This window comes from Thermoactinospora rubra (assembly GCF_002093975.1).
Taxonomy (GTDB): Bacteria; Actinomycetota; Actinomycetes; order Streptosporangiales; family Streptosporangiaceae; genus Nonomuraea; species Nonomuraea rubra_A.
In genome coordinates this window covers 182,045-203,247 of sequence record NZ_KZ084327.1, presented here as the reverse complement: position 1 = coordinate 203,247, position 21,203 = coordinate 182,045, and the positions used below count along the sequence as shown (strand labels likewise).

Sequence of the window (21,203 nt, the reverse complement as noted above, 5' to 3'; positions counted from 1 at the left end):
CGCATGGGCATCGGACTCACCGAGGAGCACCGGGCGCTGGCCGCCTCCGTCTCCGGTCTGGCCGAGCGGGGCCTCGGTTACGCGGCGCCGGCCGCGCACGGGCTGCCGGGGCTGGCCGTTCCCGAGGAGCTCGGCGGGCAGGGGTTCGGCGTGCTGGAGCTGTGCGTCGCGCTGGAGGCGCTGGGCGAGCGGCGGGCCGGCGGGCCGCTGCTGCCCACGGCGCTGGCCGCGACGGCGGCGGCGTGGACGGGCCGGTGCCCGGAGCTGGTGGCCGGGCTGGCGGGCGGGTCGCTGACAGCCGCGGTGGGGCTGGCGGGGCGGGTGCTGGGCGAGTCCGGCGCGGACCTGTTCCTGCTGCCCGTGGAGGGGCGTGGATGGGCGTTGCTCGACCGCGCCGACGTGGCGGCCGAGCCGGTCGAGGGCATCGACCTGGACCGCGTGGTGTGCACGGCCCGGGCGCTGGCCGTACCGGAGGAGCGGGTGCTGGGCGAGGCGCCGGTGCGGGAGCTGGCGGCCGTGCTGCTGGGGGCCGAGTCGTGCGGGCTGGCCGCCTGGGCGGTGGACACGGCCGCGCGGTACGCCAAGGTGCGCGAGCAGTTCGGCCGTCCCATCGGCCAGTTCCAGGGCGTCAAGCACCGTGTGGCGGCGGCGTTCGTGGCGCTGGAGCAGGCGCGTGCCGCCGTCTGGGACGCCGCCCGCGCCCTCGACGCCGACGCCCGCCGTACCCCGGCCTCTCCCCCTTGGTCCCGCACCCACGACGGCGGGGTGCTCGGGGCCGAGGCGCGCCTGGCTGCCGGAGTGGCCGCCGTCCTGGCCCCCGACGCCGCCGTGCGCTGCGCCGCCGACGCCATCCAGGTGCTGGGCGGCATCGGCTACACCTTCGAGCACGACGCCCACCGCTACTACCGCCGCGCCCTGTCCGACCGGATGCTCGCCGGAGACTCCGGCGAGTGGGCCGAGACGGTCCTGTCCCTCGCCCTGGCAGGGGTGCGCCGCGCCATGGACCCCGACCTGCCCGCCGAAGCCGAGCCCCTGCGCCGGGAGCTGCGCGCCGTCGCCGCCGAGCTGGCCGCCGCCGACCCGCGGACCCGCCTGGCCAGGCTCGCCCGGGAGGGCTGGATCATGCCCCACCTGCCCCCGCCCTGGGGCCGCGGCGCCTCGCCCCTGGAGCAGGTGCTCATCCACCAGGAGCTCCCCGATCGCCCCAACCTCGGCATCGGCGCCTGGGCGGTGCCGTCCATCGTCCGCTACGGCACCCGCGAGCAGCAGGAACGCTTCATCCCCAAGACCTTCACCGGGGAGATCGTGTGGTGCCAGCTGTTCAGCGAGCCCGGCGCCGGATCGGACCTCGCGGGGCTGTCGACCAAGGCGACCCGGGTGGAGGGCGGCTGGTCGATCACCGGGCAGAAGGTCTGGACGTCCCTGGCCCAGCACGCCCACTGGGGGATCTGCCTGGCCCGCACCAGCCCCGGCAAGCCCAAGCACGAGGGCATCACGTACTTCCTGGTCGACATGTCCGCCCCCGGCGTCACGGTCCGGCCGCTCAGGGAGATCAACGGCGAGGAGATCTTCAACGAGGTGTTCCTCGACGACGTCTTCGTGCCCGACGACCTGGTGGTCGGCGAGGTGGACCAGGGCTGGCGGGTGGCGCGCGACACGCTGTCGCACGAACGGGTGGCCCTGGGCGACACGTGGGGGCCGGGCTCCCGGCACACCGACATGGTGCGCCTGCTGGGTGAGCTGGAGGAGGTACGGCCCGCGCACCGGGAGAGCGCCGGGCGGCTGTGGGCCGAGGGCCAGGCGATCTCCGCCCTGGGCCTGCGGGTGACGCTCTCGCAGCTCGCGGGCGCCGACTCCGGGCCCGCCTCCAGCGTGCGCAAGCTGCTGGGCATGCGGCACGCCCAGGCGGTCTCGGAGTTGTGCTGGTCGGTGGCCCCCACGAGCCGCTACTGGAGCCGGATGATCCTGACGACCCGGGCCTACACCATCGGCGGCGGCACCACCGAGGTGCAGCTCAACATCATCGCCGAGCGCGCCCTCGGCCTGCCCCGCGATCCCTAGCCCAGGCCCGGCTGCGGGTCGAGCCTGTCGGCGGTACGGCGGAGCGTCCGCGCCAGCCGTACCCGCACGTGGGCACGTCCCTTGCTGGCCTCGCCGGGGACCGTCGGCGCGCCCGGCAGCGCCGAGCGCAGGTGGCGGGAGTGGCCCATCGCCGTCTGGTGGGCGAGAACCTGCATGGCATCCATAATTCCTCCTTAATCAATTAAGAGCTTAATGCATTAAGAATGTATCTGGCAACGCGATACGGTGAGGGGGATGACCGAGCGCAGGAACAGAGTCACGCTGCAGACGATCGCCGACCGGATGGGCGTCTCCCGGGCCACGGTGTCCTACGCCTTCTCCCGGCCCGACCAGCTCAGCGAGGAGCTGCGGCGGCGCATCCTCGACGTGGCACGGGAGCTGGGCTACGCGGGGCCCAACCCGGCGGCCCGGTCACTGCGCCTGGGCAGGGCGCGGGCGCTCGGGCTGATCTTCACCGAGACGCTTCCCTACGCCTTCGCCGACCCCTACGCCATCGGCTTCCTGCAGGGCCTGGCCGCCGCCGCCGAGGAGGCCGAGGTCGGGCTGCTGATCCTGCCGCAGCCGCGCGGCGTCGAGCGGGCCGACATCGTCGGCGACGCGGTCGTGGACGGGTTCTGCGTCTACTCGCTGCCCGACGGGCACGCGGCCCTGAAGGCCGTGCTGGCGCGGCGGCTGCCGACCGTCGTGGTGGACGAGCCGTACCTGCCGGACCATCCCTTCGTGGGCGTGGACGAGGTCGCGGCGGGCTCCGACGCGGCCAGGCACGTGCTGGAGCTGGGGCACCGCCGCCTCGCGGTGGCCGTGGTCGGCCTGCATCACGACGGACGCAGCGGGTGGGCGGACGTCGCCCGCCAGGAGGGCGCGGTCTTCGAGGCGATGCGCAAGCGCGTCGGCGGCTACCGGGCGGCGTGCGAGGCGGCCGGGCTGGCGTGGGGCGAGGTGCCGGTGTACGAGCTGGCCCGCAACACGCGCGGCGGCGGTCGCGAGGCCGGCCACAAGCTGCTGGCACTGGACCCGCGGCCCACGGCGATCCTGTGCAACACCGACATCCTGGCGCTCGGGGTGCTGGACGCGGCCGCCGACCTGGGGCTGGAGGTGCCCGGCGAGCTGTCGGTGGTGGGCTTCTCCGACAGCGGGGCGGAGGAGGCCGGGCTCACCTCGATCCACCAGCCCAAGCACCAGATCGGCGAGACCGCCGGCCGCCTGCTGCTGTCGAAGACGCCGCCCAAGCCGAGGAGCGTCATCTTCCCGCACCGGCTGGTCGTCCGCCGCACCACCGGCCCGGCTCCCCGCACCGCGTAAGGGGTCAGGAGGACGGCCGGACGAGGCGGTAGCGGGTCATCGGGCCGAGCACGCCGGGCACGACCTCGAACGGCGTCATGCCCAGCCGCTCGGCGACCGCCACCGAGGCCGTGTTGCCCTCGTCCACCTCGGCGAGCACCTCGGGCAGGCCCAGCGTGCCGAAAGCGTGCTCGATGACCGCCCGGGCGGCCTCGGTGGCGTAGCCCCTGCCCCACGCCTCCGGCGCCAGGCTGTAGAACACCTCCAGGCCCAGCTCGTCCAGCGGGCGCAGCCCCGCCGTGCCGATCGGGTTCCCGGACTCCTCGATCAGCCACACGCCGTAGCCGTCCGCCTCGAAGGCGCGGGCGCTGTCCTCGACGGTCGCCATGACCTCCCCGGGCGAGACCGCGTTGCCGTCGAACAGGAAGCGCCGCACGTCCGGGGCCGTCCAGTGGTCCAGCAGCCAGGCGTGGTCACCGGCGGTCACGGGGCGCAGGAGCAGGCGTTCGGTACGCAGCAGGTGCGGCACGCACGCCAGCCTACGCCCGGCGGCGTGGCCGCCGGAAACCTCATGACCTGCCCGGATAGTGGGCCAGCGCCAGGTGCGCGTACACGATGGTGTTCTCGCGGTAACTGCCCGTGGCCCGGTCGAAGGCGCCGCCGCAGGTGATCACCCGCAGGGCGGGGTAGCCGACCTTGCCGTACACCTTCCTGGTGGGGAAGGACCGCTTCGGCGTGTGCTCGACCTTGTCGACCACGAACACCGCCACCGACCGGTCGGCCCGCATGACCTGGATCTGGTCGCCCTTCCTGACGTCGCGCAGGGAGGCGAAGACGGCCGGCCCGGTCCTGGAGTCCAGGTGGCCGGTGATGACGGCGGCGCCGCGCTGGCCGGGCACGGGGCCGTAGCGGTACCAGCCCGCGAGGTTGGGCGGCTGGAAGGGCGGGTTCTCGATCGCGCCCTCGGCGTCCAGGCCGAGCTCCATGAGCGGGGCGGCCACGCCGATGGCGGGGATGTAGACCGCCACGGGCCTGGCCGCCTTCATCGGCTTGGCGACGTGGCCGGGCGGCACGTCGAAGACGCGGTGCCGCGTGGCCGTGGGCTTGTGGGCCGCGGGGCTCGGCGCCGCCTCCGGCGCGGGGGTGAGCAGGCCGCTCAGGCCGAACCCGATGAGCAGCACGCCGGTCAGCGACACCGTGGCGGCCGCGGCCAGGATCAGCCGCTGTCCCGCGGGACGCCGCCCGGCAGGCTCCGGCACCTACGCCACGCCCCTGCCCCGCCGTACCGCGAAGCCGGTGAGCCCGGCGCCGACCAGCAGCGCCGCGCCGCCGACGGCGAAGGGCCAGGCGGGCGTGCCGGGCGCGAGGCCGCCGCCCCCGGTCTGGGGCGGCCCGTCGGGCCAGCGGTGCCGCTCCTCGTCGACCGGCTGCCAGGGCTTGTCCGGCGGCGGCTCCTGCTCGGGGTGGCTCGGCCGGCTCTCCGAGGGCGCGGAGGACCAGCTGTCGTGTGGGATCGGCAGGCCGGGCCGGCTGTCGCCGGGGACCGGCAGCAAGCCGGAGGCGCCGTCGTCGGGGACGGGCTCCCACGGGTCGCCGGGGTGCCCGCCGGAGGCCGTCTCACAGGGCAGCAGGGGGACCAGGCAGGTGGCCGCCGTCGCCGGCCGCGCCCCGCCCGAGTCGGCCGAGGCGGTCCCGATGCCCGCCGCCATGCTCAGGCCGCCGATGGTGAAGGCCGTCACCGCTCCCGCGGCCGCCAGCCGTCGCGCTCTCGCCATGCCAGGCTCCCGAGGTCGGAGATGCTAGAGAGCGTCGCCAATTATTAGACCCAGCGTCAAGTAACGTGACCAAAGTGAAACAAGAGCCTCGGCGTCAGCCCTGCTTGCCCTTCAGGCTCGTGTCCTTGCTCGGCTGCACGCGCTTGGGCTCGCCGGGCATCTTCGGATAGTTCGGCGGGTACGGCAGGTCGCCCCGGTCGTCCTTGGCGTACCACTCCAGCAGCGTCTCGATCGAGTGGGCCGCATCGTCGATGGCCCGGTGGACGTCGCCCAGCTCGGCGAAGCGGCGCGGCACCGAGCGGACGTCGAAGTCCTGCGGCTCGGCGTCGGCCAGCTCCTCCCAGGTGAGCGGCGTGGAGACGGTCGCGCGGGGCCGGGCACGCACCGAGTAGGCGGCCACCACCGTGCGGTCGCGCGCGTTCTGGTTGTAGTCGATGAACACCCGGTCCCCGCGCTCCTCCTTCCACCACGCGGTGGTGACGAGCGTGGGCGCCCTGTCCTCGATCGCGCGGGCCAGGGCGATGCCGGCGTGCCGTACCTGGATGAAGTCCCAGCGCGGCTCGATGCGGACCGCGATGTGAACGCCCCGGTTGCCCGAGGTCTTCACGAAGCCCGCCATCCCCAGCTCGGCGAGGACCTCCCGGGCCAGGAAGGCGGTACGGCGGGCGGCGTCGAAGCCCATGCCCGGCTGCGGGTCGATGTCGATGCGCAGCTCGTCGGGGTGCTCGACGTCGGAGGCGCGGACCTGCCAGGGGTGGAAGTCGACGGTGCCGAGGTTGGCGCACCAGGCGACGGCGGCGACCTCGGTGACGCGCAGCGAGTCGGCCGTGCGGCCGCTGGGGAAGCGGACCGTGACGGTCTGGAGCCAGTCGGGGTGCTTGGGCGGCATCCGCTTCTGGTAGATGGCCTCGGTGTGGATGCCGTCGGGGTGGCGCTTGAGGTTGGTGGGCCGGTCCCTCAGCGCGCGCAGCACGCCGTCACCCACGCTGACGTAGTACTCGACCAGCTCCCGCTTGGTGACCCCGACCTCCGGGAAGTACACCTTGTCCGGATTGGTGACCTTGATGGTCCGTTCCCCGACTTGCAGCTCGATGTACGGCGACGCCATGCCCCCGAACCTACCCGCTCAGGGGCGGGTCCGCCCGGAGCCGCACAGTGGCGGGACCGGGGCTCGACGGGCGGACCCGCGACCACCCGCCGCTCACCGGCCGGGCGCTGGCGCATCGCCCTACCGGGCTCCCCGGCCGCCGTCGGCTCCAGCACGGGCAGGGCTGTGCCGCTCGGCGGACCCGCGGGTGGTATCACCCCTTCGGTGGGAAGGCGAAGACACCCCCCATGCCGATAAAGACGCCGAATTCCCGCAGAATGGATGCTTGTCGCGTGGAGATCTCTTTTTGCGGACTCCTCGGGGCTCCTCGCCGCCGAGGACCCTCCTCGCGGACCGTAGGGTGGAGGGCATGGACAAGGTGGTCAAGACCGACGCCGAGTGGCGGGCGCAGCTGACGCCCGAGGAGTACCACGTGCTGCGGGAGGCGGGCACCGAGCGCCCGTTCACCGGCGAGTACGTCGACACCAAGACCGTGGGCGTCTACACCTGCCGCGCCTGCGGGGCCGAGCTGTTCAGGTCGGAGACGAAGTTCGAGTCGCACTGCGGCTGGCCCAGCTTCTTCGAGCCGTCCAAGTCGGACGCGGTCAGGCTCCTGGAGGACCGCAGCCACGGCATGGTCCGCACCGAGGTGCGGTGCGCCCGGTGCGACTCCCACCTCGGGCACGTCTTCCACGGCGAGGGCTATCCGACCCCGACAGATGACCGTTACTGCATCAACTCGGTATCGCTGCGGCTTGTGCCCGAAGAGTGACGGTGGGTACATGCCAGGTGTGCGCCGCCTGCGCCACCTGCGCCATCGCTGGGTGACGATCGAGGAGATCGGTCGGGTCATGACCCAGCGATGCGAGCTCTGCGGCAAGACCCGCGTGCGGATCCGCTGAGCGGCTCATTCAGGGTCGGGGTGCGTCACCCGGCAGGAGGTGTCGCCCGGGCCGAGGATGTTGGCCAGCACCGGGTTGCCGTTCTCGCCGAACTCGGCCTGGACGAAGACGACGGGCTCCTCGACCCCCTGCTCGCGGAGGTACTCCAGGCCGCGTTCGCACAGCGTGAGGGCGGGCCTGGAGTTGCCCGCCGACTCCGGCAGATCGGTATATATCCGCAGGTAGCCGCCGACGGTGCGGACATCCTTGATGCGGCTGACGGCCTTGTCGCCGCTGCCCCAGCGCCTGGCGAAGTACTCCGCCGCCTGCCTGTCGGTGTGCCGGGAGGTCCGCTCCACGACCGCCTCGGGCGAGGGGGCCGGCTCGGCCTGCGCGGCGGCGGCCGCGGGCTTCTCCGCGGGCTCCTGCCCGGCCTGCCGCGACGGCCGGGCGGGCGGGGCGGCCCCGTGGATGTCCGCTTGGACGGGCGCGTGGAGGGCCGCCCGCGGCTCCGGCCGCTGCGCCGTGCTCGCCACGACGCTCGCCACGACCACGGCCCCGGCCCCCGCCAGCACGGCCAGCCCCACCGCCGCCTCGACCGCCCGCGCCCCGCGGGGCCTGCCGCGATGGCGCCCCCGCCCGGAACCCCGCATGGAACGTGCCACGCCGCCTCACCGCACCCCAGCCCGCAACCAAGGATTCCCCGATTGTGACAAACGCCGGGGGTTCCGGCCCGCCGTACGGCGAAACGGGTCGCTACGGCAGCGCGGCGAGCAGCTCCTGGACCGGCTTGCGCACGCCGGTGTAGAAGGGCACCTCCAGCCTGGTGTGCCGCCGGGCCTGGGCGCCGCGCAGGTGCCGCATCAGGTCGACGATACGGTGCAGCTCGTCGGCCTCGAAGGCGAGCATCCACTCGAAGTCGTTGAGCGCGAAGCACGCCACGGTGTTGGACCGCACGTCGGGGTACTCCCGCGCCATCATGCCGTGCTCGGCCAGCATGGCCCGCCGCTCGGCGTCGTCGAGCAGGTACCACTCCAGCGACCGCACGAACGGGTAGACGCACACGTAGCCGCGCGGCTCCTCCTCCGCCAGGAAAGCCGGGATGTGCGACTTGTTGAACTCCGCGGGCCGGTGCAGCGCCATCGCCGACCAGACCGGGGCGCTGTGGCGGCCCAGGCCGGTGCGGCGGAAGCGCGAGTAGACGTCTTGCAGGTCCTCGGGCGTGGGCGCGTGCCACCAGAACATGTAGTCCGCGTCGGCGCGGAAGCCGGCCACGTCGTACAGGCCGCGGGTGACCACGCCCTTCTGCTCCGCCTGCTCCAGCAGCGCGGTCACCTCGTCGGCCATGCCCTCGCGGTTGCCCGGGCACGGCTCGGTGACGCGGAACACCGACCACATGGTGTAGCGGATCACCTGGTTCAGATCGCGAGCCTTCGGCCGTTCAGTCATGTTCTCATTCTCCCCGCTGGGACAGGTGGTCCAGAATCCGGGCGGCGGCCGTACGGGCCGTGGCGATGCAGGCGGGAATGCCGATCCCGTCGAAGGCCGCCCCGCACAGGGCCAGGCCGGGCTGTCCGGCCACCGCCGCGCGGATGCGGGCCACGCGGTCCAGGTGGCCCACGGCGTACTGCGGCAGCGCCCCGCCCCAGCGCGTGACGCGGCTGTCGACCGGCAGCTCCCGCACGCCCATGACCTCGCTCATCTCGGCCATCCCCAGCGCCACCAGCTCGGCGTCCTCGCGCTGGAGCAGGTGCTCCTCGCCCAGGCGGCCGACGGAGCAGCGCAGGATCACCAGGTCCTCGCCCAGGTGCGGCCACTTGACGGAGCTGAAGGTGACCGCCTTGACCGGGCGGCCCTCCACGGGCGGCACCAGGTAGCCGCTGCCGGCGGGCGGCTGCGGGAAGGCGCCGCGCCGGTAGGCGAGGGTGACGATGGCCATGCCGGCGTACTCGATCCTGGCCAGCTCGGCGGCGGCCTTGGGGACCTCCTCGCGCAGGAGCCTGCTCGCCGGCGCGGCGGGGACGGCCACGATCACCGCGTCGGCCTCGATCACCTCGGGGCTCGGCACCGGCCCGGCCACCAGCCGCCAGCCGCCGGGAGTACGGCGCAGCTCCCGCACGGTCACGCCGGTCCTGACGTCCGCGCCGGAGGCCTTCGCGACGGCGGCGGGCAGGCTGCCCATGCCACGGCGCAGCGTGGTGAAGACGGGGCCCGCGTCCTTGGGGGCCTCCTGGGCGATCTGCCGGGCGGCGCTGATGAGGGAGCGCTCGGTGCGGGCCAGGGTGGCGATGCGGGGCATCGTGGCATCCAGCGAGAGCATGTCGGCGCGGCCCGCGTAGACGCCGCCGAGCAGCGGCTCGACCAGCCGGTCGAGCACCTCGCCGCCGAGCCTGGCGCGCACGTAGGCGGCCACGGAGACGTCGGTGCGCACCAGCGTGGGCGGCAGGATCTGGTCCAGCGGGACGCGCAGCAGCCCGGCCGGTGAGATCACGCCCGACCTGGCCAGCTCCGCCAGGTCGGACGGCACGCCCATGACCTGGCCCTTGGGCAGCGGCCGGAGCGCGCCGCGGGTGTAGACCGAGGCCTGCGTGGTGCCCGGCGCCACCAGGTCGTCGCCCAGCCCGGCCAGCCTGGCCAGCTCCTTGCCCTCGGGCCGCCGGGCCAGCATCGCCTCGGCTCCCGCGTCGACCTCGACGCCGGCCACTTCCGTGCTGTGGAGCTTGCCGCCCAGGCGCGGGGACGCCTCCAGCACCGTGATCCGGACCCCCTCGCGGCGGCTCAGGTGCCAGGCCGCGGCCAGCCCCGAGATGCCGCCTCCCACGATGACCACATGTGAGCTCACGACATCTGACCGTACCGTCTCGGTGAGGCGGCCTTTCCGCCGTGTACCCGTGACGCTTTCGTGACGGCGAATGCCGCGCCGCGGACGTCTCCCAGGTATGAGCAGATTACGGTACGGCATGGCGGTCGCGGGGGCATGCGCGGCGCTGATGCTGTCGGGATGCGCGGGCGGCGGCTCCTTTACCAGCACGTCGGCTCCCGAGGCGCAGAGCGGGTCCTACCGCGCGGAGGCCGACGCGGGCCAGGCGCAGCGGCAGAAGGCGGCCGGCTCGCCGCGGAACGAGACGGTCACGTCGGGCGTCAAGGTCGTCCAGGAGGAACGGAAGATCATCTACGAGTCGCGGATGACGGTCCGCGCCAAAGACGTCGCCCAGGCAGCCGAACGCGCCAAGCAGATCGTCAACGCCGCCGGCGGCTACCTGGCCAAGGAGGACTCCAGCACGGCCGACCAGAGCCAGGCCAGGGCGATGCTGGAGTTCAAGGTCCCGCCCGAGCGCTACCCCGGCGTCCTGGACGCCTTCGGCAAGGAGCTGGGCACGCGCCTGTCGCTCAACCAGGGCACCCAGGACGTCACCCTCCAGGTGGCCGACGTGGACAGCCGCCTGAAGTCGGCCGAGGAGGCGCTGGCCTCCCTGCGCACCCTGCTCAAGGAGGCCAAGACGATCGGGCAGGTCCTGCAGGTGGAGCGGGAGATCCGCAACCGGGAGGCCGAGCTGGAGTCGCTGCAGGCCCAGCAGAAGGAGCTGGCCAGGCAGGTCAGCATGGCGACGGTGACGCTGGAGCTGGTCGGCCCCGTCACGACGCCGTCTCCGGAGCCGGAGGAGGAGCCCGCAGGCTTCCTCGGCGGCCTCAAGGAGGGCTGGGCGGCGCTGGTGACCTTCGTGAAGATCGTGCTGACCGTCCTCGGCGTGCTGCTGCCCTGGCTGGTGGTGATCGTCCCGCCGCTGCTGCTGGGGGTCCTTCTGGTGCGGCGCGGCCGTCGCCGCCCGGGCCGCGGCGGGCCGCCCGTTCCCGAGCCGCTTCCCGAAGACCCCGGCGGCCCGCCGGCCAAGGAGAAGGAGCCCGTCGCCCCCTGACGGCTAGCGCAGTTGGTGGACCAGCTCGGTCAGCCGCTTGAGCTGGTCGGGGTCGGTCGAGGGCAGCACGCCGTGTCCCAGGTTGAAGATGTGGCCCTCGGCCGCCTTGCCCCGGGCGTGGACGTCGCGGGCCTTGCGTTCGACGGCCTCCCACGGCGCCAGCAGCACGGCCGGGTCGAGGTTGCCCTGCAGCGCCTTGCCCGGCCCCACCCGGCGGGCCGCCTCGTCCAGCGGCACCCGCCAGTCGACGCCCACCACGTCGGCTCCGGCCTCGCCCAGCAGCCCCAGCAGCTCGCCGGTGCCCACGCCGAAGTGGATGCGCGGCACCTCCGGCACCGCGTCGAAGATCCGCCTGGTGTACGGCATGACGTACTCGCGGTAGTCGTCGGGCGCCACCGCCCCGACCCACGAGTCGAACAGCTGCACCGCCTGCGCGCCCGCGTCGACCTGGATGCGCAGGTGCTCGGCCACGATGCCGGCCAGGCGGTCCATCAGCGCGTGCCACAGGGCCGGCTCGCCGTACATCATCGCCTTGGTGTGGTCGTGGTTCTTGGACGGGCCGCCCTCGATGAGGTAGGAGGCCAGCGTGAACGGCGCGCCGGCGAAGCCGATCAGCGGGGTGCCCTTCAGCTCGCCGACCAGGGCCCGCACCGCCTCCGTGACATACGGCACGTCGCCGGGCTCCAGCGGGCGCAGCGCCTCCAGCCCCCGCGCGTCGCGGATCGGGTCGGCCACCACCGGGCCCACGCCCGGCTTGATGTCGAGGTCGACGCCGATGGCCTTCAGCGGCACCACGATGTCGCTGAAGAAGATCGCCGCGTCCACGCCGTAGCGCCGCACCGGCTGCATCGTGATCTCCACGACCAGCTCCGGCGTGGCGCACGCCTGCAGCATCGGCACGCCCTCGCGCGCCTTCAGGTACTCGGGCAGGGAGCGCCCGGCCTGGCGCATATACCACACGGGGGTGTGCGGGACGGGTTGGCGGCGGCAGGCGGCGAGGAACGCTGAGGTCACCCCACAAGGGTGCCATGTCACGTGAGCGGTCCCGCCGTCAAGGCCGGGTCAAGTCTTCGCCAGATCACCGTGCGGCATCTATTCGAGCACCACTTTCGGGACACGCCGATCGCGTTGCGCGGAATTGTCGGCGCGGCGTGCCAACGTCGGACGCACGACCACGAGGAAGGGCAACGTTTCGATGGACGTGTTCTGCGCCAGCTGTGCGGAGGAGCGGCTGTTCGAGCAGCCGCCGTGCCTCGACGGACACGAGCCGGGCGGGTGCCCGGAGTGGGCCTGCGCCGACTGCGGCCACGCGATCCTCGCCGGGGAGCCCCTGTCCGTCAGCGGCGCCCGCCGGGCCAGGGCCGCGGCTTGACCGGTCTGCATGAGCACCCCTGTGGTCCCCTTCCGCCCCGCTTCGACCTACGCTTCGGCTATGACCTTCGGTGAAGCGCCACCGGTCCCGCCAGAGTTCCTGCGCGCGGCCGAGAGCCTGCGCCCGCCGGAGGTCAGGCCGGAGATCGAGCTGGAGGACCTGCCCGCGCCCCAGCGGCTGGCGCCCTACTCGGCGGCGATCGGCGCGTCGGTCTACCGCGGGGACGAGGAGCTGGCCGTCGGCCGGCTGATCCTGCTGTACGACCCCGACGGGCAGCGCGGCTGGGAGGGCCCCTTCCGCCTGGTCGCCTACGTCAGGGCCGACATGGAGCCGGAGATCACCTCCGACCCGCTGCTGGGTCCCGTGGCGTGGAGCTGGCTGACCGAGGCGCTGGAGGCCCGCACGGCCGCCTACACGGCCGCGGGCGGCACGGTCACCCGGGCGGTGTCGGAGGGGTTCGGCAACAAGGCCGGCGATCCGGTCTCGACCGAGCTGGAGCTGCGCGCGTCCTGGTCCCCGCTGGAGGAGGACCTGTCCGGGCACGTCGCCGCCTGGTGCGACCTGATGTGCCTGGCGGCGGGCATCCCCCCGCTGCCCCCCGACGTGGCGGCCCTGCCGCGCAGGAGCGAAGATCGTTAGTAGGCTTGCGTGGTGACCGAGGAACAAGACGTCGTCCCGCTGCTGGAGCCGCGCGAGGGCATCCCGCCGGTGGTCGCGGACGCCGACGGGCTGCGCGCCACGGTCGCCGCCTTCGCCGCGGGCGCCGGACCCGTCGCCGTCGACGCCGAACGGGCCTCGGGCTACCGCTACGGCGGCCGGGCCTACCTGGTCCAGCTACGCCGCGAGGGCTCCGGCACCGCGCTCATCGACCCGATCGCCTGCCCCGACCTGTCGGCGCTGGACGCGGCGCTGGCCGACGCGGAGATCGTGCTCCACGCCGCCTCCCAGGACCTGCCGTGCCTGGCCGAACTCGGCTTCCGCCCGCGCCGGATCTTCGACACCGAGCTGGCCGGGCGGCTGCTCGGCTACGAGCGGGTGGGGCTCGGCACGATGGTGGAGACCGTGCTGGGGCTGCGGCTGGAGAAGGGCCATTCGGCCGTCGACTGGTCGACGCGCCCGCTGCCCGAAGACTGGCTGCGCTACGCCGCCCTGGACGTGGAGGTGCTGGTCGAGCTGCGTGATGCGCTCCACGCCGAGCTGGAGGCGAGCGGCAAGCTGGAGTGGGCGCTGGAGGAGTTCGACGCGGTGCTCCACGCGCCGCCGCCCGAGCCGCGCAACGACCCGTGGCGGCGCACGTCGGGCATCCACAAGGTGCGCAGCCCCCGGGCGCTGGCCGTGGTGCGCGAGCTGTGGACCATGCGGGACCGGATCGCGCGGGAGGGGGACCTCGCGCCGGGCCGCGTGCTGCCCGACGGCGCGATCATCGCCGCCGCGCTGGAGGCGCCCCGCACCAGGAAGGCGCTCACCGAGATCACGGCCTTCACGGCGCGTACGGCCCGGCGGCACATCGGCGAGTGGCTGGCGGCCGTCACCAGGGCCCGGTCGCTGCCCGACTCGGAGCTGCCCGCGCCGAGCGTGCCGGGCGACGGGCCGCCGCCGGCCAACCGGTGGGCCGACCGCGACCCGGCGGCGGCCAGGCGGCTGGCGGCCGCCCGCGCCGTGGTGGCGGCGCTGGCCGACGAGCACCGCATGCCGACGGAGAACCTGCTGCAGCCCGACGCGGTCCGCCGGCTGACCTGGCAGCCGCCCGCGGACGTCACGGACGAGACCGTCGCGGCCCGGCTGCGCGAGCTGGGCGCGCGGGAGTGGCAGATCCGGCTGACGGCCCACCCGCTGGCCAAGGCGATGATGCGGCTGGAGACCAAGGGCGAGGTCGGCAGGCCGGTGCCCTGAGCCGCCTGCGCGCTCGCCACAGGGTTGACCTGGTGAGGGGGGTGGCCTTAGCGTAGTGGGAAAGCGCTTTCCGAGGGAGTCTTACATGAGCGTGCGCACCATAGGCGTGGTCATGAACGGTGTGACCGGCCGCATGGGGTACCGGCAGCACCTGGTCCGTTCCGTCCTGGCCATCAACGAGCAGGGCGGGGTGACGCTCTCGGACGGCACACGGGTCACGCTGAACCCGATCCTCGTCGGCCGCAGCGAGACCAAGCTGGCCGACCTGGCCGCCAGGCACGGCCTGAGCGACTACACCACCGACCTTGACGCCGCCTTGGACCGGGCGGAGATCTACTTCGACGCCCAGGTCACCCAGGCCCGCGTGAAGTCGGTGCTCAAGGCCATAGAGGCCGGCAAGCACGTCTACACGGAAAAACCCACCGCCGAGAGCGTCGAGGAGGCCGTCGCCCTCGCCAGGGCCGCGGCGGACAAGGGCGTCAAGAACGGCGTGGTCCAGGACAAGCTGTTCCTGCCGGGCCTGCTGAAGCTCAAGCGGCTCATCGACGGCGGCTTCTTCGGCCGCGTCCTGTCGGTGCGCGGCGAGTTCGGCTACTGGGTCTTCGAGGGCGACTGGCAGGCCGCGCAGCGCCCGTCGTGGAACTACCGCGCCGAAGACGGCGGCGGCATCGTGCTGGACATGTTCCCCCACTGGCACTACGTGCTGGAGAACCTGTTCGGCCGCGTCCAGTCGGTCTACGCCAAGGCCGTCACGCACATCCCGACCCGCGTGGACGAGCGCGGCGAGCCGTACGAGGCCACCGCGGACGACGCCGCCTACGGCGTCTTCGAGCTCGAAGGCGGCGTCATCGCCCAGATCAACTCCTCCTGGGCGGTCCGGGTCAACCGGGATGAGCTGGTGGAGTTCCAGGTCGACGGCACGCACGGCAGCGCCGTCGCCGGGCTGCGCAACTGCCGCTTCCAGCACCGGGCGGGCACGCCCAAGCCGGTGTGGAACCCCGACCTGCCCGTCACGCACCGCTTCCGCGACGACTGGCAGGAGGTGCCCGACAACGGCGAGTTCGAGAACGGCTTCAAGATCCAGTGGGAGCTGTTCCTGCGCCACGTGCTGGAGGACGCGCCGTTCCCGTACGACTTCGCCGCCGGCGCGCGCGGCGTGCAGCTGGCCGAGCTGGGCCTGCGCTCCTCGGCCGAGGGCCGCCGGATCGAGGTGACCCCGCTGTGATGGATCCGCGGCGAAACGAGGACATCCATCCGGCGATCGGCCCAGTGATCGGCAAGGAGGCACGGTGACGACGATCGACCTGCCCGGCGGGCCGTACACGCTGCGGGAGCCCGTCTCCTGGCCCAGGCCCGGCAAGCCCGCCGACAGCCGCGTGGTCTACGCGGCGGCCCACGTCGTCGCCGACCCGCTCGGCGACAACACTCCCGGCTCGCCCGCCGCCGTCGACTGGGACGCGACGATCCGCTTCCGCCGCCACCTGTGGTCGCACGGCCTGCGCGTGGCCGACGCCATGGACACCGCGCAGCGCAACATGGGCCTGGACTGGCCCGCCACGCGCGAGCTGATCCGCCGCAGCGCGGAGGCGGCGCGCGAGTTCGGCGACCCGGCGACGCTCGTGGCCTGCGGCGCGGGCACCGACCACGCGCCGCAGGCCGCCGACCTCGACGCCGTCACCGCCGCCTACGCCGAGCAGATCGACACGGTCCAGCGGGCCGGGGCCGGTGTGATCATCATGGCCTCGCGCCGGCTCGCCCGCGTCGCCCGGGGCCCGCGCGACTACCACCGGGTGTACGGCAAGCTGCTCGGCCTGACCGAGCGGCCGGTGATCCTCCACTGGCTGGGCGAGATGTTCGACCCGAACCTGGCCGGCTACTGGGGCTCGCCCCACATCGGCGAGGCGACCGAGTCGTTCCTGGAACTCGTCCACGCCAACGCCTCGAGGATCGACGGCGTCAAGGTCTCGCTGCTGGACGAGGAGCACGAGGTACGGCTGCGCGCCGCCCTGCCGGACGGCGTCAGGCTCTACACCGGCGACGACTTCAACTACCCCTCGCTCATCAAGTCGGGCTCGCACGCGCTGCTGGGCATCTTCGACGCCATCGCCCCGGCCGCGGCGGCGGCGCTGCAGGTGCTCGACGCGGCGGAGGCCTCCTGCACCGACGAGGGCCGCGACCGGCTGCTGGCCCACTACGACGAGATCCTCGCGCCGACGGTCCCGCTGTCCCGCAAGATCTTCGAGACGCCGACGTACCACTACAAGACCGGCATCGTCTTCCTGGCCTGGCTCAACGGCCACCAGGACGCCTTCGCCATGGTGGGCGGCGCCCAGTCGGCCCGCTCGCTGCCGCACCTGTGCGAGGTGTTCAAGCTGGCCGACCAGGCCGGGCTGCTGGCCGACCAGGAGCTGGCGGTGCGCCGGATGAAGGCGCTGCTGGCGGTGTACGGCCGATGAACCGCCTGTCGCTTAACCAGTGGACCACCAGGCGGTGGTCGGTGGCCGAGGCCGTGGACGGCTGCGCGCGGCACGGCCTGGAGTCGATCGGGCTGTGGCGGCAGAACGTCGCCGAGCAGGGCCTGGCGCAGACCGTCAAGCTGGTGCGCGAGGCCGGGCTGCGGGTCTCCTCGCTGTGCCGGGGCGGCTTCCTGACCTCCCCCGGCGCGCTGGAGGACAACCGGCGCGCCATCGACGAGGCGGCCGAGCTGGAAGCCGCCTGCCTGGTCATGGTCGTCGGCGGGCTGCCGGGGGTGGTCCCGGGCGAGCCGCTCTCCCCCGGCTTCTCGCGCGACCTGGCGGCGGCTCGCGAGCGGGTCTCCGAGGCGCTGGCCGTCCTGGCGCCCTACGCGGGCGAGCGCGGCGTGCGGCTGGCGCTGGAGCCGCTGCACCCGATGTACTGCGCGGACCGGGCCGTCCTGTCCACCCTCGGGCAGGCCCTGGACCTGGCCGAGCCGTACCCGGTGGAGCAGGTCGGGGTCGTGGTGGACACCTTCCACGTCTGGTGGGACCCCGACCTGCTGGAGCAGATCACGCGGGCCGGGGAGCGGATCGCGTCCTACCAGGTGTGCGACTACCTGCACCCGCTGCCGGCCGACGTGCTGCTGGGGCGGGGCATGATGGGCGACGGGGTGATCGACTTCGCGCCGGTCACCCGCGCCGTCGTGGCCGCCGGCTACACCGGCGACATCGAGGTGGAGATCTTCAACGCCGAGGTGTGGGCCGCCGACCCCGACGAGGTGCTGGCCACGATGAAGGACCGCTACGCGGCGCTGGTGGAGCCCTCGCTCTCGGGCTGAGGCTCGTCTTCGGCGACGGTCACGGTGCCCGTCGCGCCGTCCACGGTGATGACCTGGCCACTGGCGATGCGCTCGGTGGCGTGCGGGACGCCCACCACGGCCGGGATGCCGTACTCGCGCGCCACCACCGCCCCGTGCGACATCGACCCGCCCATCTCCATGACCAGCCCGCCCGCGGTCAGGAACAGCGGGGTCCAGCCGGGGTCGGTGGACGGGCACACGAGGATCTCGCCGGGCTCCAGCCGCGCGTCGACGGGGTCGAGCACGACCCGGGCGACCCCGGTGACGGTGCCCGCCGAGGCCGGGGTGCCGGTGAGCGCCCCCTCGGCGGCGACGGCGGCCAGCGCCTCCGGCTCGGTGCCGTCCGACAGCAGCACCCGGGGCACGTGGCGGCGGCGACGCTCCAGCTCGTAGGCGGCGCGCCGCTCGGCCACCGGCTCCCGCCGGTCGCCGCCGTCCAGCGCGGCCCTGACCTCCGGGAAGGTCAGGAAGTAGACGTCGTCGGCCGAGTCCAGCACCCCGCACTCCACCAGGTGCTCACCGACCACACGCATGCTGCGCCGTACCGCCGCCAGCACGAGCACGGCGTCGAACTTGGGCACCTCCCGCAGCCCGGCGAGCTTCCTGGTACGGCGGAGCGCGAAGCGGACCAGCGGGGCCTTGAGCGGTCCGGCCTTCGCGGCCGCCCGGGCGACGGCGCGGGCGGCGTCTTGGGCGCCGCGGGCGAACAGCTCGTCCGGAGCCGCGGCGCCCTCCCCCATGCGCTGGTAGGCGGCCAGGACGCCGAGGATGTGGGACGGGTCGTCGGACCAGCGGGGCACGCCGAGGTCGATCTCGGCGATCCCGCGATGCCCGTATTTATCCAGAAATTTCGTGATCTCTTCCTGCGCCCTGGGCGGCAGCTCCCCGGCGCGGAACCGGCGGACCAGCTCCTCCGCCGGCTCCTCCCCCAGCGGCTCGATCCGCCGCGACAGCCGCCACAGCTCCAGGTCCATCTCGGTGGTCGGGTTGTTCGGCAGGCTGCGCAGCACGTCCTGCAGCTCTCCCAGCGAGGTCCCGGACAGCCGCGCGGCCAGCCCCAGCATGCCGTACCCCGCCAGCGCCATCGGCATGATCGACGCGATCAGCGGCGGCACGCCGTACAGCACCCGCTCGGCGTGGTCGACGCGCTGGGCCGGGGTCGCGCCGGGCGGCACGCGCAGCCGTGCCCGCAGGTCCTCCTCCACCCGCCGCGCGACCGCGAGCGCCGCGTCCGGCGCGGCGAGCGCCAGCGGCACCCGCCGCGGGAGGTGGACGCGCCAGGCGAAGCGGGCCATCCGCCGCAGGAACGGCCGCCACGACGGCTGCGTCACCGACAGCCGCTCGTCCCGGGTCAGCCGCTCGACCACCGCCACGGTGCGGGCCTCGCCGACCGCCAGCAGCCGCGGCAGGATGGCGCGGCCGGGCCGGCTGCGGACGGCCGGGGTGATGTCGAGCCACATCCGCTGGCCGGCGAACGCCGCCACGGGCGCGCCCTGGTGCCTGTCGGCCACCGGGAAGCCCAGCATCTCGGCCGCGCCCGCGGAGATCAGCCGGAACGCCGACAGCCCCATGGGGGTGATCGGCGCGAAGACGCCCTGCGCGACGTTGACCGAGAAGTAGGCGCGCAGGCCGGGCGCCCGCGGCTCGGGCAGCGGGTACAGCGTGGTGATGGGCCTGGCCTGCACCAGCCACACGCGCCCGGCGGCGTCGATCGCCCACTCGGTGTCCTGCGGGGCGCCGTAGTGGTCCTCCACCCGCGCGCCCAGCCGGGCCAGCTCGCGGGCCTGCTCGTCGGTCAGGCACAGGCCGTCTGTGCCGCCGGTCACCTCGCGCGTGCCGCCGCCCGCCGCCGGCCGTACGGCCAGCCGCTTGTCGCCCGCGCGGCGTTCGAGGATTTCACCGGTGGCGACGTCGACGACGAACCGGTCGGGGTTGACCGCGCCGGACACCACGGCCTCGCCCAGGCCGGGGCCGGCGTCGATCACCGCCTCGCGCCGCCGCCCGGTGACCGGGTTGGCGGTGAACATCACCCCGGCCACCTCGGCGTCGACCATCTCCTGGACGACCACGGCGAGGCGGACGGACCCGTGGTCGATGCCGTTGGCGGCGCGGTAGGCCACGGCGCGGTCGGTCCACAGCGATGCCCAGCAGCGCCGCACCGCCTCCAGCACCGCCTCCTCGCCGACCACGTTGAGGTAGGTCTCCTGCTGCCCGGCGAAGCTGGCGTACGGCAGGTCCTCGGCCGTCGCCGAGGAGCGCACGGCCACCGGCCCGCCGGTGTGGCGCTCCAGCACCTCGGCCCTGACCTCGGGCGGGATCGGCGCCTTGAGCAGCAGCTCGCGCGCCCGCGCGGCCAAGGCGCCCAGCGCGGCCACGTCGGCCGGGCGGGTCTGCGCCAGCTCGGCGATCACCTGGTCCAGCCCCGCGCCGTCGGCGGCCCGCCGGTAGGCCTCGGTCGTCAGGCACCAGCCGGGCGGCACGGGGAACCCGGCCCTGGTCATCTCGCCCAGGTTGGCCGCCTTCCCGCCCACCTCGCCGAGCATCGCGGCGTCGATCTCGTCGAATGTACGGCTGAGCGTCGCGTCCATGCCGCCTCCCTCCGGATGCTTCCAGTGTGCACCCGGAGGACCGTTAATTCAACAGGTGATGAAAAATGGGTTACCGCGGGATGAGCGGCACGCCGTCCAGGCCCCACGCGGGGTCGGCGGCCACGCCCAGGCGGTGCAGGACCGTGGGCGCGACGTCCACCAGGCGCGGCGAGCCGAGCTCGCCCGGCTCGCTCAGGATCACGAAGGTGGTGCGCTCCTCCTCCGACACGCCGCCGTGGCCGCCCGCGTCCACGTGCCCGTGGTCGGTGGTCACGAGCACGGTCCACCGCTCCTCGGCGTAGGAGGGGCGGCGGCGCACGGCCTCCAGGAGGCGGCCCAGGTAGGCGTCCTGGAGCAGCAGCGCGTCGGCGTACTCCTGGCACATCGGGCCCAGGGCGTGGGCCACCTCGTCGGTCTCGCCGAAGTACACGAAGGCCGCGTCCACGTCCGTCTCGGCCAGGTGCCGCTCGGCCACGTCGGCCACCCGCTTGTCGCAGGCCGCCCAGCCGTCGGCGTAGCCGTCGTGCACCACGCGGTCGTCGATCTCGGGGCCGAACGCGCCGTGCTCGCCCAGCGCGGCCCAGGAGACGATGGCGTAGGTGCGCAGGTCGGGGCGGGCGCGCTTCACGCGCGTGAGGAAGTCCGGATATTTCGTGAAGTTGGCTCCCGTGAAGCTGTTGTCCACCACGCCGTGCTTGTCCGGCCACACCCCCGTGGCGATCGACGACCAGCCCGGCCCGGAGTCGGTTCTCGCCCTGATGACCCGGCCGGGCTGCACGACGCCGTCGCCCGCCGGAACCCCGGCGCGCTTCCCGGAGTGCTCCTCGGGGTGCTCCTCCACCACCTCGCCGGGCGACTCGGTCCTGGGGGCGGCGGCCTCGCCGTACGGGAGCCTGCTGACGCCGTGGGAGCCCTCCGCCATCAGTGCGCTCAGCACCGGCGGGGCCAGGGCGAGGAGGCGGTCGAACCGCAGGCCGTCCATGCCGACGACGAGCACCTTATTGATCATGG

Annotated in this window: 21 protein-coding genes; 10 read left to right on the top strand and 11 right to left on the bottom strand. The window is 73.8% G+C overall.

Features of this window, described 5'->3' with window-relative positions; all coding sequences use genetic code 11:
* Positions 1-3 precede the first annotated feature (3 nt).
* The gene (locus tag BSB02_RS06875) at positions 4-2,061 is read left to right on the top strand and encodes an acyl-CoA dehydrogenase family protein (protein WP_084957828.1); all 2,058 of its coding nucleotides are present in this window, start codon (positions 4-6) and stop codon (positions 2,059-2,061) included.
* Here the strand turns inward: BSB02_RS06875 and BSB02_RS06870 are convergent.
* Positions 2,058-2,246 carry a hypothetical protein gene (locus BSB02_RS06870; protein WP_084957827.1) on the bottom strand — a complete coding sequence of 63 codons (189 nt, stop codon included), beginning with the start codon at positions 2,244-2,246 and terminating at the stop codon, positions 2,058-2,060. The genes BSB02_RS06875 and BSB02_RS06870 overlap by 4 nt on opposite strands.
* Positions 2,247-2,316: 70 nt before the next feature.
* Here BSB02_RS06870 and BSB02_RS06865 point away from each other — a divergent pair, with 70 nt between their 5' ends.
* On the top strand, positions 2,317-3,384 hold the full coding sequence (locus tag BSB02_RS06865) for a LacI family DNA-binding transcriptional regulator (RefSeq protein WP_084957826.1): 1,068 nt from the start codon (positions 2,317-2,319) through the stop codon (positions 3,382-3,384).
* A 4-nt stretch (positions 3,385-3,388) separates the two neighbouring features.
* Here BSB02_RS06865 and BSB02_RS06860 read toward each other — a convergent pair whose 3' ends face one another.
* From BSB02_RS06860 to ligD, 4 genes are all read right to left on the bottom strand, one after another.
* Positions 3,389-3,892 carry a GNAT family N-acetyltransferase gene (locus BSB02_RS06860; protein WP_158088577.1) on the bottom strand — a complete coding sequence of 168 codons (504 nt, stop codon included), beginning with the start codon at positions 3,890-3,892 and terminating at the stop codon, positions 3,389-3,391.
* A gap of 40 nt (positions 3,893-3,932) precedes the next feature.
* The gene (locus BSB02_RS06855) at positions 3,933-4,622 is read right to left on the bottom strand and encodes a class F sortase (RefSeq protein ID WP_206184543.1); all 690 of its coding nucleotides are present in this window, start codon (positions 4,620-4,622) and stop codon (positions 3,933-3,935) included.
* A complete protein-coding gene (locus BSB02_RS06850) occupies positions 4,623-5,138 on the bottom strand; it encodes a hypothetical protein (RefSeq protein WP_143590322.1) in 516 nt (171 codons plus the stop codon). It abuts the gene before it with no gap.
* A gap of 94 nt (positions 5,139-5,232) precedes the next feature.
* Complete coding sequence (ligD, locus tag BSB02_RS06845; RefSeq protein ID WP_084957823.1) at positions 5,233-6,246, bottom strand: non-homologous end-joining DNA ligase; 1,014 nt, start codon at positions 6,244-6,246, stop codon at positions 5,233-5,235.
* A gap of 349 nt (positions 6,247-6,595) precedes the next feature.
* Between ligD and msrB the strand changes: the two genes are divergently transcribed.
* Positions 6,596-6,997, top strand: coding sequence for a peptide-methionine (R)-S-oxide reductase MsrB (gene msrB, locus BSB02_RS06840; protein WP_084957822.1), 402 nt, complete (start codon positions 6,596-6,598; stop codon positions 6,995-6,997).
* A 135-nt stretch (positions 6,998-7,132) separates the two neighbouring features.
* On the opposite strand, the gene BSB02_RS06835 is transcribed toward msrB, so the two are convergent.
* From BSB02_RS06835 to hemG, 3 genes are all read right to left on the bottom strand, one after another.
* On the bottom strand, positions 7,133-7,771 hold the full coding sequence (locus BSB02_RS06835) for a hypothetical protein (protein ID WP_143590320.1): 639 nt from the start codon (positions 7,769-7,771) through the stop codon (positions 7,133-7,135).
* Between the two features lie 91 nt (positions 7,772-7,862).
* Positions 7,863-8,555, bottom strand: a complete 693-nt coding sequence (gene hemQ, locus BSB02_RS06830; RefSeq protein ID WP_084957820.1) for a hydrogen peroxide-dependent heme synthase — start codon at positions 8,553-8,555, stop codon at positions 7,863-7,865.
* A gap of 4 nt (positions 8,556-8,559) precedes the next feature.
* Positions 8,560-9,948, bottom strand: a complete 1,389-nt coding sequence (hemG, locus tag BSB02_RS06825; protein WP_240506233.1) for a protoporphyrinogen oxidase — start codon at positions 9,946-9,948, stop codon at positions 8,560-8,562.
* 97 nt (positions 9,949-10,045) lie between these two features.
* On the opposite strand from hemG, the gene BSB02_RS06820 reads away from it, so the two are divergent.
* Positions 10,046-11,023, top strand: a complete 978-nt coding sequence (locus BSB02_RS06820; RefSeq protein ID WP_158088576.1) for a DUF4349 domain-containing protein — start codon at positions 10,046-10,048, stop codon at positions 11,021-11,023.
* A gap of 3 nt (positions 11,024-11,026) precedes the next feature.
* Here BSB02_RS06820 and hemE read toward each other — a convergent pair whose 3' ends face one another.
* Positions 11,027-12,037 carry a uroporphyrinogen decarboxylase gene (gene hemE, locus BSB02_RS06815; protein WP_276206312.1) on the bottom strand — a complete coding sequence of 337 codons (1,011 nt, stop codon included), beginning with the start codon at positions 12,035-12,037 and terminating at the stop codon, positions 11,027-11,029.
* 181 nt (positions 12,038-12,218) lie between these two features.
* On the opposite strand from hemE, the gene BSB02_RS41045 reads away from it, so the two are divergent.
* The 6 genes from BSB02_RS41045 (at position 12,219) to BSB02_RS06790 (ending at position 17,583) form a co-directional block, all read left to right on the top strand.
* Positions 12,219-12,395 carry a hypothetical protein gene (locus BSB02_RS41045; RefSeq protein WP_169729361.1) on the top strand — a complete coding sequence of 59 codons (177 nt, stop codon included), beginning with the start codon at positions 12,219-12,221 and terminating at the stop codon, positions 12,393-12,395.
* 60 nt (positions 12,396-12,455) lie between these two features.
* The gene (locus BSB02_RS06810) at positions 12,456-13,034 is read left to right on the top strand and encodes a DUF3000 domain-containing protein (protein WP_084957816.1); all 579 of its coding nucleotides are present in this window, start codon (positions 12,456-12,458) and stop codon (positions 13,032-13,034) included.
* Positions 13,035-13,046: 12 nt separating this feature from the next.
* The gene (locus BSB02_RS06805; protein ID WP_084957921.1) at positions 13,047-14,288 is read left to right on the top strand and encodes an HRDC domain-containing protein; all 1,242 of its coding nucleotides are present in this window, start codon (positions 13,047-13,049) and stop codon (positions 14,286-14,288) included.
* An 85-nt stretch (positions 14,289-14,373) separates the two neighbouring features.
* The gene (locus BSB02_RS06800) at positions 14,374-15,513 is read left to right on the top strand and encodes a Gfo/Idh/MocA family protein (protein ID WP_206184542.1); all 1,140 of its coding nucleotides are present in this window, start codon (positions 14,374-14,376) and stop codon (positions 15,511-15,513) included.
* Between the two features lie 64 nt (positions 15,514-15,577).
* On the top strand, positions 15,578-16,744 hold the full coding sequence (locus BSB02_RS06795) for a dihydrodipicolinate synthase family protein (RefSeq protein ID WP_084957815.1): 1,167 nt from the start codon (positions 15,578-15,580) through the stop codon (positions 16,742-16,744).
* A complete protein-coding gene (locus BSB02_RS06790; RefSeq protein WP_084957814.1) occupies positions 16,741-17,583 on the top strand; it encodes a sugar phosphate isomerase/epimerase family protein in 843 nt (280 codons plus the stop codon). Before BSB02_RS06795 ends, BSB02_RS06790 begins: the two co-directional genes overlap by 4 nt.
* On the opposite strand, the gene BSB02_RS06785 is transcribed toward BSB02_RS06790, so the two are convergent.
* Positions 17,547-20,192: a PEP/pyruvate-binding domain-containing protein gene (locus tag BSB02_RS06785; RefSeq protein ID WP_084957813.1), complete on the bottom strand. Its 2,646-nt coding sequence runs from the start codon at positions 20,190-20,192 to the stop codon at positions 17,547-17,549. The two genes, BSB02_RS06790 and BSB02_RS06785, sit on opposite strands and share 37 nt — an antisense overlap.
* Before the next feature lie 70 nt (positions 20,193-20,262).
* Positions 20,263-21,201, bottom strand: a complete 939-nt coding sequence (locus BSB02_RS06780; RefSeq protein WP_084957812.1) for an alkaline phosphatase family protein — start codon at positions 21,199-21,201, stop codon at positions 20,263-20,265.
* Between the last annotated feature and the right edge of the window lie 2 nt (positions 21,202-21,203).